This is a genomic window from Desulfosarcina widdelii, assembly GCF_009688965.1.
Lineage (GTDB): Bacteria > Desulfobacterota > Desulfobacteria > Desulfobacterales > Desulfosarcinaceae > Desulfosarcina > Desulfosarcina widdelii.
The window spans coordinates 6,504,892-6,517,149 of record NZ_AP021875.1 but is presented as its reverse complement, the minus strand read 5'-3'; the positions used below and the strand labels follow the sequence as shown (position 1 = coordinate 6,517,149).

The window sequence follows — 12,258 nt, the reverse complement described above, 5'->3', positions numbered from 1 at the left end:
ATGTACGTTTAGGTACGCCTCCTTCCTCGGGCGTCGCAAGCCTTCCTGTCCCGTCTGGTATTTAGCGGGGGATCTCGGGCCTTTTACGAAGTCGTCTGACAAGCAACTTTTTACGAGACGATCACGTTTAGCGCCACTATTCGGCTGTCTTCATTTTGGCAGCAGAATTTACCCAGACGAAACCAGGCGCAGAAGGCTTATCTTCTCCATCTGCGCCTGTGTCTTTTTGTGATTATGAATCGATTCGTTATCCGAAAATTCCCCAGCCGAAGGCCATCGTCCAGGCGATGGAAAACGCCACCACGATGATGAGCCACACGTCTTCTTTTTTCACGGGAACCTCCTATCGTTAGATGAGAAAATCCACACAATGAACGTCGAACATCGAACGTCAAAATTCTTACTTTGAAAAAGGCATTCTGCCGGTTTGGATAGTTTTTAAAACCCGCTCCAATGGTAAAAAATTACCGATCAAATCCTTTAGCCAAACGGTTGAGCGAAGCGATCCACAGCATTCGATGTTGGACGTTCGATGTTCAATTTTCGACGTTCAAAAAACTTCTGCCGATCGAATATCTATCCGGCCTGGGCCAAAAATTTCTGTCTATGGATGGAGAATGGCTAAACCTCTTTAACCACCTCCATCGTCTCCTCATCCGCCCTGCGGATCTGCTCTTCGCTGGTGGTCGCCATCTCGGCCTTGAAGCACAGCGCCCACATCATGATAATTCCCAGAATCCACCAGACGATCTGCCAGGACCACAGCGAAGAAAAACCACAGAAAGAAAACGCCTTGTTACCCAGCAGACACGCGGGTCCGATGGCGAAAAAGAACCAGATGGGTACAATAATTTTCATCCAGGAGCGCCATTTTCTGCCGCTTTCGGACGGAGCGTCCACGCTGTCCAGCCACCCCCGCACCTCCTCCTGCCGCTTGCGCGTCTCCTCGCTGTCCCTGGCGCCCAGTCCGCGGCACAGATAGGCCACCGTCAAACCCGCAAACAGCCCCCAAAAGGCCGTGTGCATGGAGAGCGGGTATCGCCATACGTAATAGGTGAGAAAACAGGCGACAATGCCGGCCACCATGCCCAGTGTGGCGCCGATGCTTGGAATCCGCCACCCCCAGTGCACGCCGAGAAGAAGCAGATACATGAGAAATCCAAACGCAGTGGCAAACCCGCCGATCATGACGATGGCATCCCGGGCGGTCAGGCTCACAACCACGGCCGCGACTGTCACCGCCGTGGCCAGGGCCCGGTTGACCCAGATCTGTTCCGCATGACTGACATTCTGTTTCCGGATGTAGCGCCAGTAGACGTCGCGCAGCAGAATCGTTCCTCCTGTACCGATGTAAGGCGCCGCCGTCGAATGGATCGCGGCGATGGCGCCCACAAAAACAAGTCCCAACGCGGGACCTGGCAGGAACTGGATCATCAGCATGGGCACCACATCGCCGTCAACCTTGGGCGCGATGACCCCTTCCAGTTCAAGAATCTTGGCGCCCATTCCCTGGAAAGTGGCAAAAAAGAAAAGCGCGACGCCCACGACAAAGGTCGACATGAACACCTGCTGCCAGGCCAGGGGCTTCGGGGATTTGATTCCGAAGTTCCACAAGGTGAAAGCCGGCGAACTCTGGATGCCCATCAGGGAGAACATGTAGGTCAGGATCATGGCAGCCGTCCAGCCCCCGCCAAGTCCGAAATGAATCAGACCCGGCACCTGGGTGTAGCGGTCCTCCAACGCCATGATCTTCTTGGAAAAGGCGCTCCATCCGCCGATGATATCGGACGTGATCACGAAATATCCCAACAGGCAGATGCCGCCCACCAGCAACAGAAATTGAATGACCCCCACCCAGGTGCTGGCTTTGAGTCCGCCGGTAACCACATAGAACCAGACAATGAAGGCCATGAAGATCAGACCGATGGTCTGTGGTACGCCGGCCACCCAGTAAAACAGCGCCGCCGCAGATATCAACTGGAGTCCCGAGTAGAACATGGAGTACAAAAAGGCCGTGATCACCGTCAGCCAGCGGACGGCTTCGTTGTTGTAGTAATAGCCGAACATATCGCCCGGCGTCACGAAGCCGTAGCGCTTGCCCAGCAGCCAGTTGCGCTTGGCGAAAAAGGCTCCGGTGATGGGAATGGTCAGGACGTAAAATGAACAAAAGGCATATGCCATGCCCTGGCTCCAAATCTGCCCCGGATGCCCCACAAATGTCCATCCGGAAAACGATGCCGCCGTGGCGGCCATCAGAAAGGCAATAAAGGGAATCGACCGGCCGGCGATGGCGTAGCCGGACGACGTCTTTTCCGTAAAGTAGCCTTTCAGCCCCCAGTAAAAACAGTAGACGATGTAGATCCCCAACATGATGTAAACCCAGGTTGTTCCACTCATGGCAAGGCCCTCCCGTGTATGGTTTGCAGGTAAGCGACCGCCGTGCCCGTGGTGCAACGGCCTGTTTCGTTGAGAGCCATGGCAAGGTGCCACCCCGGAGCCAAAAGCCATTGGCGGCACCTTGCCTGTGGCGGGCCCTCGGCACGGAAGAAGGACATATGTACTAAATATTGTACTAATATACTTTTGTCAACTATTTTTACGTACATTTTAATTGTAATGGACATCCGGCTGGAATGCTTTTATGGGTGAATAGGGTGTTTCAGGGGGGCAGGCACCTTCTTGCCGACCGAAGACAAAAAGACGAAGATCCGGGAATGACAAACTCGCAGGAAGCCACCAGGCATGTCATTCCCGCGAAAGCGGGCGCACGCAGAGAAGCTTTAGCGCTATCCATGATTTTCAGACAGCAATACCTTCGATCTTTGCGGAAATGACATCAATGGACCAAATTCAATTGGTTTGCGGGCTATCAAGAAAGGTGAAATCGAAACAGGGCGGGGGTTGGCGGTAAGATCGCAGGTATTCACAGCCCTTCTCTATTTTCCAAGAAAGGCGAATCGCCTGTTTCAGGCTGGAGAGAGGCCGAACAGCCCGAAAAACAGGACGACCACGAAGTACCCGCAGGCAAAAGAGAGCAGATGCCGCAAGGGCTGTTTGGGCCATGGATGGGCAAGATCATCTTCGGATGCCGGTCCCAGCGGCTGGGCAACGATATTCGGAAAGGGGATGATCTCGCATGCCGGTGCCGGGGAAATGGCTATCTCAAAGGCCATGTCCCTGAGCCTTCGGAGGATCAATTCGGTCAGCCGGCGATCCTCTACTTTCTGGGCGGACCAAAGCAGTTCAAGATATTGGTCGCGCATGCCATGGTAGTCTCGGTTGACAGGTTCCACAGCGACCTCCGTTAATTGTTAATGGCCTTGAGTTGTCCGCTGTAGGTAAAAACATCCGAAAGCTTGCCGGCAATGTACTCGATCAACTCCTCGTCATCGATCGAAACGGCGCGGTTAAGCATTTCCAGATAATCCTTTAACTGGTGAAAGCGATCCAGAACTGCCTGATCGACAAAGAGCCCCTGGGACAAAGACGTTCCCTGTTCGCTTTGGCCGGTGGAGGACACCTGCCCGAGAACGGACTCCGGAACATTCAGCGCACGGGCCATTTGGACCAGATCGTCGGCCGTTGGCTTCTGTTTTCCCAGTTCAATGTTCTTGATTTTTGTCCGTCCGGTTTCTTCGCTCAAATTAAACGCTTTGGCACCGAACTGCCCCTGGTTCAACCCCATTCGCTTGCGTAAAAGCTGAATTTTTTCGGGAAGGGTTAGATTCATGGTGGCCTCCGTTGGGGAAATTTATTTTCTGCTGTACGTAACGAATTGGTTGCAAGCCGGCAAATTTGGACTTTTGTATGTATTTATGTGCTTAATTTCATTTGTAAGCCCTTCCCTTCTATACGTCAACCGTTTTTTAAATACATAATAATGGATGCCGCTAAAAACGAATCCAGCAAGCTACTCCGGGCATGCAGCCAACAAAAAAAATCTTGACTTTCAATATGCCGTCGACTATTTAAGACGCTTCTTTAGCGCCGCCACGCTGAAGAAACCTTCTAATCCCCAGTAGCTCAGTCGGCAGAGCAAGTGGCTGTTAACCACTGGGTCCGCGGTTCGAGTCCGTGCTGGGGAGCCAAACAAAACAAGGGGTTAGCTCGAAAGGGCTAACCCCTTTTTCTTTTTGTGTGGGGTTTTGTGTGGGACTTTTCCACCGCAGACATAATAAATTCACGTTTTTATCCCTTGTAGCCCTTCATCCACTTCCTGACGGCGTTGTCGCTTACCCCATACTTGCGTCCAACCGCCGAGAAACCCAGGTTGTTGATTTCGGACATCAATATTTCAAGTGACGGACGTTTCACTTTTCGCTTCCAAAAAGACCTGCTCATGTTCACCGATTTGTCAAGGAGAGTAGCGTCAATCCTTGAAAAGCCGTCGACCTGCTGCAATTTGTTCATCGCCTTGCGTTCAGCATCACCAATGGAATGCAAGTAGATTTCCGTCGTCTTTCGATTTTGGTGACCCAGTATGCGTTGGATGGTACCGATGGGAATTCCCATTTCATCAAGAATTGAAGCCGTAAGGTGACGCATAGCGTGATAACGAAAATACCTCACATTGGCCCGCTCGCACAGCGTCCCCATTATTTTCTTCCTGTCCTTGTAGGGAGCTCTGACCCATTGCCGAGTGTTCCGACACCAGTATTCGTGCCAAAAAACCCATGGGAGTTCGTCTTTTCGCTGCTGGAACCTGTGGTGAAGGATTTCATAAAGTTTTGGAACCATAGGAACCTCTCTCGGCTCCTTATTTCCATTTTTCCTTTTTCGTGTCCACAGGGTAATCGAACGATCAGTAAATGAAACATCGTCCCAGGTCAGGCTATTCACCTCGTTAACTCTCCCGGCTGTCAATACGATTGTCCACAAATAATGCTGGGTGTCAGGGTCTGCCATCGAAATAACCCGAACGACATCATCCTTTGGTGGTATGTACTTTTTGCGTTTTTCAACTGGCAGGAATCCAATCTGGTCCGTAGGGTTATTTTCTATCATCTTTCTTTTTATGCCGTAGTTGAACAACGCCCTCAGATACTGCAACTCTTTGTTGGCAACAATGGGTGACGCCTTCGAACGTTTAATTATGTAATCCTCGATCATTGTATGAGTGATTTCGCTACATTTTAGATCTTGCCATTCTTTCACCCATCGCCGGCAGTGGTATAGAACATCTTTGAAATGGCCTTCAGAATTATAGGTCTTTACATAATCAAGGCGTCTATTAACCAACGTCAAGAAGTCCGTATCGATTGGGATCATCGGCTCCGGTGTTGGATTTTTCACCTCCTTTCGTCTTTCGGCCTCTGCTGCTTTGGCCTCGCTTTTCTTTTTGAACCAGGCTTTGGTGTATCGAACTTTCTTGTGTTCGAATTCGTACCGCCACCCCTTCCCTTCTACAAAATACAAGCTCATAGAGATCCTCCTTTGAGGGGAAAAACAGAGAACCTCCGAGCTTCCTACCGCCCAATTCTTTTGCGTGTCTGTATACCCATGACGGGCTTTTACGCAGATACTGGGCTGTTTCCTCGACGGACATCATCCTTTTTTGGTCGGTCGCTGTCAATTCATTGTTCAGGTCCAACGCCGAGAGTGGCGTGTCTGCTGAAGCAACAAAATTATCAGCCGCCGGCCAAAAATCATTGGCTACGCTCTGCTTCTCTTGATGGCTTTGCTCCTTTCCGTTGTTGTTCATCCATCTCACCTCAATAAATTTTGTATGGCAGGCCCTGCTTGATGTTTGGCTCTGTGCCGTTCAGGACGGTGCCCAGTTGCCTGTTGAGGCAACCTTGTGGAGCCGGGGAATAAACCCGACTCCTGTTCAGGCCCGAGGTGGTTGGGCCTGTTTTTTTATTATTTCCCTTTCTCATCGATGATGGGTTCAAAGCCCATCTCTTTTTCGTACTCTTCCATCATTACCTGTCGCAGAAACTCCTTGTAGCGGGCGGGACAAATAATACTGTCGTGTACCGGCAACGCGGGGATGCCCTTCCACATCATTCGTTCCAGGATGGACGCCATAATGACGCTGTCCTGATATTGGAGTTCCAGGCCTTTCCCAGACAAAAGGAATTTCTTTATCCGTGAGTGGTAATCTTGAAAACATTCTATCAGGGCACCATAACGACCGAACTGGCCGGCAGGATAATGGATGCCCTTTTTACGGCACTGGTTGTGGATTGCTTTGATGGCTTTTTCCCTGTCGCCGGAATTGATGACGATGAGCGACGCCAGCTTCATCCGCTCGCGGTCATCCCTGTTAGCCTTGTCGGATTTCAGATAAACGTAGCATTCATTGCGGTAATCGATGCCAAGATGATTGTAGAGCATTCGGACGTGAAGCCCGGAATAATCCAACTCTTCCGTGGGCTCTCCATTGATTGTCATCGTTTTCCGGCAGGCTGACGGCAAGGTGATGTGCGGGGCATGGTAAAATCGCCCACCATGGCACCAATCGACATTGAATACCCGTCGCAGGGTGTTCGCAACGGGATTGATGGCACAATTTATAGATAACTCACCGAACTTTCTTGATAAAATGGCATCGTGGTCGAAATCGGTATAGTATTTCGTGAGTAATCTCTTATGTTCTCTCACACTGACTATCTTACTTACCGGGATACTACCTGGTAGGATAAACACTTGATTACTGAATATCGTACTGATGAACTTATAGAATTTATTGACACGGGCTCGTGGTTTCTCGGCCAGGTCGTCGTAATCGAACGTGAAGGTGATGTCGAGGGAGCCGAGCATCTCGTTGAGTTCGTGGATCTGGTTCCTCATGGCACGGGTCAGGTCGGATTCGTCATAATCGATCAGTCGCTTTTCAGTGTCTTTCAGATAGAGGACTTCATCGTTGGGCTTGATAAAGACAGCGTCGATTGACGAATAAAGCGGGTCCAACAATTCATCGGTGGCCCAAAGTTTGGATGGCCGGCAACGTCCGGTTGGATACTTGCGACCCTTGACACCTTGAACCAGTCCCATCCCATACATGGCATCTATCAGCCGAATCATCATCCTGAACGTATAGAACCCATAGCCATAGCGTTTCCGTTCGATGACATAATCGTTGCTACTGCGACTATAAACGATCGGGGCGTCAATCGCGTCGGCGTGAAGCAGGTTGGCCAGGATGCAGGAAAAGGCCTCTTCCATCTGGTCGTAGTTCTTGCGGATGGTGGTTCGGTCGGCAACGGAATACAACAAGTTTTCGGTGTCAGAGTTCAATCCATACCGCAGGTCCTTGTTGAAATAAGCCTTTTGGGTGGCAATCCATTTTGGTGATTTATACGCTTTTCGTTCTTTATCCATTCTCCTTCCTCCGTTTTCAGGAAACGGGTTCCTATAATGTTTTTTAGGCGTGCCCCGCCTCGAAATGAAACGAGGCAATCCCGTGCCTTCTATCCAACGGTCTCGACGATGCGGACCGTTATACCGATGTTTTCGTAAGCCCCATATTCGTTGCGACAGATAAACTCGGCAATAAAGGTTCTGCCGGCGTCCATCTGCGGGGCGATGTCCTTGGCCAGCCACCTGGGCAAATAGCCCATTTCGTAAATGCCGAAGAGGCTTACCCGCACCGCGTTAGGGTCGTGGGGATTTTCCGGTTCGCGGACCAGGGCGTAAGTGCCAATGTCGGGGCATCCCCACTTGCGGATGTTTGCCTGGCAATCATCAAAGGTGACCCCGGTCAATCGGGTCTGAATGGGCGAAAATACGTTATTCTTCATGGCCGGTCTCCTCTTGCTTCATTTCACCGGTCGCTTTCTCGGCGGCGGCGGATAGGGTGAAACCCTTGTCCAGGTTCTCGTTGATTTTCTTCAACAGGCGGATGTCATCCGGTGTGTAGCGTCGATAAAGCCGATCACCGACCGAAATCCTGGCGGGTTCCGGGATGTATTTCCCCTCCCAATCCCGCAGTTGTCGCAGGCTGATGCCTGTCATTGCTGATGTTTCTCCGATGGAGTAAGTGTGTTGAGTTCTCATTTGAGTACCTCCTGTTTGATTTATTGAGGAGAAACAATGCACCCCCTCTACTACTATGAGGTCAGTTTATTCACGTCAGTGTCATAACCGGAAGGTCAGGGGTATTTCCCAACATTCTTGCCAGTTAGGAGATTTGCTGATAATGAATGAAATAATGGATTTGAATCATTCAAGGGAGGTCGAACATGGGTAGAGACCCTATTGATCCACCACTGGTTTGTACGTTTCGAGAAGTTTTCACTGAATTATCAAAACAACCATTGAGGACCATTAGCGGATTACAAACAACCGGCAGCGGAGTGGCTTTTGAAGCGAAAGCAAATACGGCAAAAGACGGTAGGGATTTTATCGATTTGCCCCACAGCAATCGAATCTATAAGGATGATTGGGGATACCGAAGGAACTCAATGGGGAAGGATGGCCAGCGAATAGGCCAATACGCCAGACCGATTGATGATTTGTGTCAAAAGGTGCTTGGCCATTGAAAATCATGATCTTGCTTGGCTACGTTCTCGGGGATGTCGCTTGAACTTGATTTGAGCGATCATCTCTTCCATCGAAAAAACGACACGAATTTCCTGCTCTCGGATGGATTTGGCCATGAAACCGAAATCGGCCTGGAAGGCCTTCAACTGGGCTTTCATCTCCCGATAATGCTGGCAAAAGCCGGCCGGATTTTCGTCGAGCCAAATGGCCGGAAAATACTGAATCTTTACCTCTGTCTTCAAATCGCTAAACAGAAGGGGTGCCTCGACCTTCGCTTTATGTCCGCATCTGACACAGGTGAATACGTTTATCTCCCTGGCGAACAGACGGTCTACGAGTTCAGGGTCCTCGACGGCGTTTATCGTTTCGTATAGTTCGGTGTCCTGCCGGAACCGACATTTCGGGCACACAATCGTTTCGACTGCTTTGGATGTCATTTTCAACCTACCTTTCGGATTGAGATTTTGTCCTTTTATCACCATTTCCGGTTTATCATTTCCCAGTAATCATCGTCCGCATCGTCCTGCTCCCTCTGGATGCGGTCTTGTTCCCGTTTTTCCCTGGCGATGTCCTCGGACAGGGGACCAATAATCATCCAATCCTCCCAGTCCGGGCCGTTAAAATCGTCAAAACAATCGTCCATGGCTGTTTCCTTCCTAATGATCGTTGGTTTTATAGATTTCATCGGGATCTGACGAAAGGCTGTCGAGTATCTTTTCAAAACATTCGGTACACATCGAATGGGTAATGGGCTCCGCTAATGTTTGGTCTGATGATGAAGGGGCCTCTTTCTTACCAAGGTCTTTCCCACACCAGGCACACACGATACGATAGGTCATTGTTCTACTCCTATGACAGGAAAAGGCGTCCAGAGGGCCGTAGAAGCCCAACAAGACGCCTTCCCGGTTTGTTTGATGGGATGGCCAGATTTTCTCACTAAACAGCCTTACGTTTGTCTCACGCGACCATTTTATCAGGGAGAACCAACTCTTCCACATTGTTGTAGAGAATCAGGTTCAGCACCTTCTCTGTATCGGCCAGCACTTTCAGGCAGGCAGAATGGACGCTCATCCCCAACTGGGTGGCATACCGCTCGATGTAGCGAAAGTTATTACCGGTGGTGTCTTCTATGCTTTTCCCCACGATCTGTGCCAAAGCACTTGCTGACAGTTCAGCGACAATCTCTTGGAGAGGATCTTGGCCGGGCCGGAGATTTCCCTTTACGATGTGGTGGCTAGCGTGGGCCAGCTCGTGGAAAAAAACGCACTCCTGATTGGTGGCCAAACAAATTTCCTGCCGGCCGGATGAATAATAGCCGTAGTATCTAAAATTTCCGGGGATGGCCTTTACAGAAATGCCCCAATCACGAGCACGGTCCATCAACGGCAGATCGGGGACTTCGAGGTTTTCGTATTCCAATGGTTCGCCGTCTGTGTCTTCAATTCGGAACACCGGGGAAACACCGAAGCCCAACAGTTTGGTCTCATTTTCACCAAGGTCATCCTCAACGTGCTTGAAGTACGGAACCAGAATGTAAAGGCACTTGGTGCCTTTCTTCACGTAGCGATTGACGCTGTTCCACTGGCGGATTCCACGAGCGTCCATAGTGCCGGACAGGAAAACAAGAGTCCGGTTCAGCAGGCTCCACCCGGAGCACGGTATTTCAGGGATGGGATACATTGCGTAAGCAACAGCTTCGGGGATGTCGCCAGATTCAAAGCGTGCGATGATCTTGTCCAACGTTTCCTTCACTTTCGGTCTCATTGGAATTTCTCCTTTCATTGGGTCCAGAAACAGAAAAACCATCTGCCCCCCGGACAAATGGTTATCGTCGATGATTGATACAGTGGGCCTGCTAATACCCGCACTGGCTACACGTGATTTTGAAATGCTTACCGTTGCGAATGGTGATGTCGTTGCCAAGAAAGGTCCCGCCGGTGAAATGGTGCCCGCAGTCCAACTTGAACTTCCGGCCGGTCAAAACTTTTTCCAGTAGGCGTCTCAACTCGTCTGGCTCTTGATAAAGCTGTTCTTGCTCTTTGGTCATGAGGATTTCCTTCCCGCCCAACGCAAAAAGGGCAGTCCCGGCGGGTAAAACCGGCAACTGCCCTCTCTGCTGGCTCGATTTGTGGGTAAGGTGCTTTTGTCCGTACGTACGGAAAAACACTTGGATGGTTATGCTATTTCCAGCACCTCAATCGATAATGGTGGTAATACAGGTGCTCGTGGCACGGCTCCTTGTGGTCCGAAATCTCGGTGATCCAGCCACGCTGTTCCATGATCCGCTGGGCACGAAAAATGGCGTCTTCGTAATAATCGTGCCCGTTGAGATGAGATCGGTTCTCGACCAGATGAGCGTTTTTGATGTTCCGCCAGCGATTACCATCACCAGCACGGATTCGGGGAATGTTCCAGGTGGTATGGCTTATCGAACTGGCTACGAACTGACGGATTTCCACGGCCTTTGGCATAGATGACCTCCTGTGAATGTTGAAACGGCGACCTACCGATACGGCAGACCGCTTATGGATTGATTTTACGATTGGGTGTGTGGAAAAACTCACCGACAGTGGGAGAACGCTATTTGGACGGGATTGGGCTGTGTGTGCTTTCCGTTATTGTGGACAGGAACTGTTACGGATGGTTGGACAGTGTGGGCGATGGAAATAGGGGTGCCGGCGGGCTATAAAATACGACAGGGCCATTACCCCCCTGCCACATTCATAGGGAGGAATCGGCTATCAATATGGACTGATTTTATTGATGACCACGATTAGATTATTACCATAAAATAGCATTTATTTTTTACCAAGTTTGTGCTTAAGTTGGTTAATCAGAATCCTACGTTCACCATCTGTCATCTCATCGATTAATATCTCATATTTTTCGATGGGTTCTTCATTAATACAACAGTTGTAAAATACGTAAGATTTTAATTGCTTTTCATTGATGTATTGGTTAGGCATTGGTAAATTATTGCCGACTTCGAATTCTTCTTGGAAGAAATTAATATCTATGCCAGTCCTAATATTTCCTTCTGGGGTAATAAATGTTTTGTTGGGTGAGCCATCGTCTTTGACAACAATAAAATATTTTTTTGATTTTTTATGTTGGCAAACTATCATTTTAATTCCTATAAATTTCTAATAATTTGTAAAAATCGCCTGTAGAATTTTCCTTGATGGAACAATCCCATTATTATGATAAACAGTTTCTTTGTCGTATATAGCGAATTCAGTAAATTCATTATTAAATGTAATTTCTTTTTCAATAATACCATCAATTGTAAAATCATAAATGAATTGCCAGTATTCTGATTCCATCAGAGAACTGGCAATTATTAGCCAAATTTTAATTTCATTTATTTCAGGGAGCGTTTCATCACATATTGTGTGTAAAGCGGAGTTCATTATTTTATTACATTCTTTAATTTTGTGAATTTTAAAAATTTTACTTTTTTTTACATTTAAATAAAACCTTTTGACATTATTGTTTTTTTTATATTCTTCAAACTCGTGATCTAACCATTGCTTTTCATCAGGTGTTAGTTCTGGAAAGCATTGGTCGATTTTTTCAATATGCTTCATTAATAGTATTGCGTAAGTTTTTCTACCTTTCCATCCTTTATTATCAATTGTTGGAGTATCAGCATTCACCGTTTGTATTGGAATAATAAAAAGGGAAAGAAATATAATAACGTTTTTTATTTTCATTAGTATCCCTATATATTTAAAAGATAGTGAGTATAGCATCTATATTAGATTGTATAGAGAC

General features: G+C 48.6%; 17 protein-coding genes and 1 tRNA gene. 3 read left to right on the top strand and 15 right to left on the bottom strand.

Annotated features, from left to right (window positions below; all coding sequences use genetic code 11):
• Window positions 1-155 precede the first annotated feature (155 nt).
• A complete protein-coding gene (locus tag GN111_RS29835; RefSeq protein WP_155307244.1) occupies window positions 156-353 on the top strand; it encodes a hypothetical protein in 198 nt (65 codons plus the stop codon).
• 268 nt (window positions 354-621) lie between these two features.
• On the opposite strand, the gene GN111_RS29830 is transcribed toward GN111_RS29835, so the two are convergent.
• From GN111_RS29830 to GN111_RS29820, 3 genes are all read right to left on the bottom strand, one after another.
• Window positions 622-2,397 carry a sodium:solute symporter family protein gene (locus GN111_RS29830; RefSeq protein WP_155307243.1) on the bottom strand — a complete coding sequence of 592 codons (1,776 nt, stop codon included), beginning with the start codon at window positions 2,395-2,397 and terminating at the stop codon, window positions 622-624.
• 569 nt (window positions 2,398-2,966) lie between these two features.
• On the bottom strand, window positions 2,967-3,293 hold the full coding sequence (locus tag GN111_RS29825; protein ID WP_155307242.1) for a hypothetical protein: 327 nt from the start codon (window positions 3,291-3,293) through the stop codon (window positions 2,967-2,969).
• A gap of 11 nt (window positions 3,294-3,304) precedes the next feature.
• Window positions 3,305-3,730 carry a helix-turn-helix transcriptional regulator gene (locus GN111_RS29820; RefSeq protein WP_155307241.1) on the bottom strand — a complete coding sequence of 142 codons (426 nt, stop codon included), beginning with the start codon at window positions 3,728-3,730 and terminating at the stop codon, window positions 3,305-3,307.
• Window positions 3,731-4,012: 282 nt separating this feature from the next.
• On the opposite strand from GN111_RS29820, the gene GN111_RS29815 reads away from it, so the two are divergent.
• Window positions 4,013-4,088, top strand: a tRNA-Asn gene (locus tag GN111_RS29815).
• A gap of 100 nt (window positions 4,089-4,188) precedes the next feature.
• Here GN111_RS29815 and GN111_RS29810 read toward each other — a convergent pair.
• The 4 genes from GN111_RS29810 to GN111_RS29795 form a co-directional block, all read right to left on the bottom strand.
• The gene (locus GN111_RS29810) at window positions 4,189-5,421 is read right to left on the bottom strand and encodes a tyrosine-type recombinase/integrase (protein ID WP_155307240.1); all 1,233 of its coding nucleotides are present in this window, start codon (window positions 5,419-5,421) and stop codon (window positions 4,189-4,191) included.
• A gap of 438 nt (window positions 5,422-5,859) precedes the next feature.
• Window positions 5,860-7,323 carry a hypothetical protein gene (locus tag GN111_RS29805; protein WP_155307239.1) on the bottom strand — a complete coding sequence of 488 codons (1,464 nt, stop codon included), beginning with the start codon at window positions 7,321-7,323 and terminating at the stop codon, window positions 5,860-5,862.
• An 89-nt stretch (window positions 7,324-7,412) separates the two neighbouring features.
• Window positions 7,413-7,742: an HIRAN domain-containing protein gene (locus GN111_RS29800; RefSeq protein WP_155307238.1), complete on the bottom strand. Its 330-nt coding sequence runs from the start codon at window positions 7,740-7,742 to the stop codon at window positions 7,413-7,415.
• Entirely contained in the window at window positions 7,732-7,998 is a 267-nt protein-coding gene (locus GN111_RS29795; RefSeq protein WP_155307237.1) for a MerR family transcriptional regulator, read from the bottom strand. Before GN111_RS29795 ends, GN111_RS29800 begins: the two co-directional genes overlap by 11 nt.
• A gap of 185 nt (window positions 7,999-8,183) precedes the next feature.
• On the opposite strand from GN111_RS29795, the gene GN111_RS29790 reads away from it, so the two are divergent.
• Window positions 8,184-8,483, top strand: a complete 300-nt coding sequence (locus GN111_RS29790) for a hypothetical protein (RefSeq protein WP_155307236.1) — start codon at window positions 8,184-8,186, stop codon at window positions 8,481-8,483.
• A gap of 3 nt (window positions 8,484-8,486) precedes the next feature.
• Here GN111_RS29790 and GN111_RS29785 read toward each other — a convergent pair whose 3' ends face one another.
• The 8 genes from GN111_RS29785 to GN111_RS29755 all read right to left on the bottom strand — a co-directional run bounded on the left by GN111_RS29785 (window position 8,487) and on the right by GN111_RS29755 (window position 12,197).
• Window positions 8,487-8,921 carry a CpXC domain-containing protein gene (locus tag GN111_RS29785; RefSeq protein ID WP_170302520.1) on the bottom strand — a complete coding sequence of 145 codons (435 nt, stop codon included), beginning with the start codon at window positions 8,919-8,921 and terminating at the stop codon, window positions 8,487-8,489.
• A gap of 38 nt (window positions 8,922-8,959) precedes the next feature.
• Window positions 8,960-9,127, bottom strand: a complete 168-nt coding sequence (locus GN111_RS33475) for a hypothetical protein (RefSeq protein ID WP_170302519.1) — start codon at window positions 9,125-9,127, stop codon at window positions 8,960-8,962.
• A 13-nt stretch (window positions 9,128-9,140) separates the two neighbouring features.
• Window positions 9,141-9,323 carry a hypothetical protein gene (locus tag GN111_RS29780; RefSeq protein ID WP_155307234.1) on the bottom strand — a complete coding sequence of 61 codons (183 nt, stop codon included), beginning with the start codon at window positions 9,321-9,323 and terminating at the stop codon, window positions 9,141-9,143.
• Window positions 9,324-9,441: 118 nt separating this feature from the next.
• Window positions 9,442-10,248: a zincin-like metallopeptidase domain-containing protein gene (locus tag GN111_RS29775; protein WP_155307233.1), complete on the bottom strand. Its 807-nt coding sequence runs from the start codon at window positions 10,246-10,248 to the stop codon at window positions 9,442-9,444.
• 91 nt (window positions 10,249-10,339) lie between these two features.
• Window positions 10,340-10,531, bottom strand: a complete 192-nt coding sequence (locus GN111_RS29770; RefSeq protein ID WP_155307232.1) for a hypothetical protein — start codon at window positions 10,529-10,531, stop codon at window positions 10,340-10,342.
• A gap of 133 nt (window positions 10,532-10,664) precedes the next feature.
• Entirely contained in the window at window positions 10,665-10,955 is a 291-nt protein-coding gene (locus GN111_RS29765) for a hypothetical protein (RefSeq protein ID WP_155307231.1), read from the bottom strand.
• A gap of 327 nt (window positions 10,956-11,282) precedes the next feature.
• Window positions 11,283-11,609, bottom strand: coding sequence for a hypothetical protein (locus GN111_RS29760; RefSeq protein ID WP_155307230.1), 327 nt, complete (start codon window positions 11,607-11,609; stop codon window positions 11,283-11,285).
• Between the two features lie 18 nt (window positions 11,610-11,627).
• A complete protein-coding gene (locus GN111_RS29755; RefSeq protein ID WP_155307229.1) occupies window positions 11,628-12,197 on the bottom strand; it encodes a hypothetical protein in 570 nt (189 codons plus the stop codon).
• Window positions 12,198-12,258 lie beyond the last annotated feature (61 nt).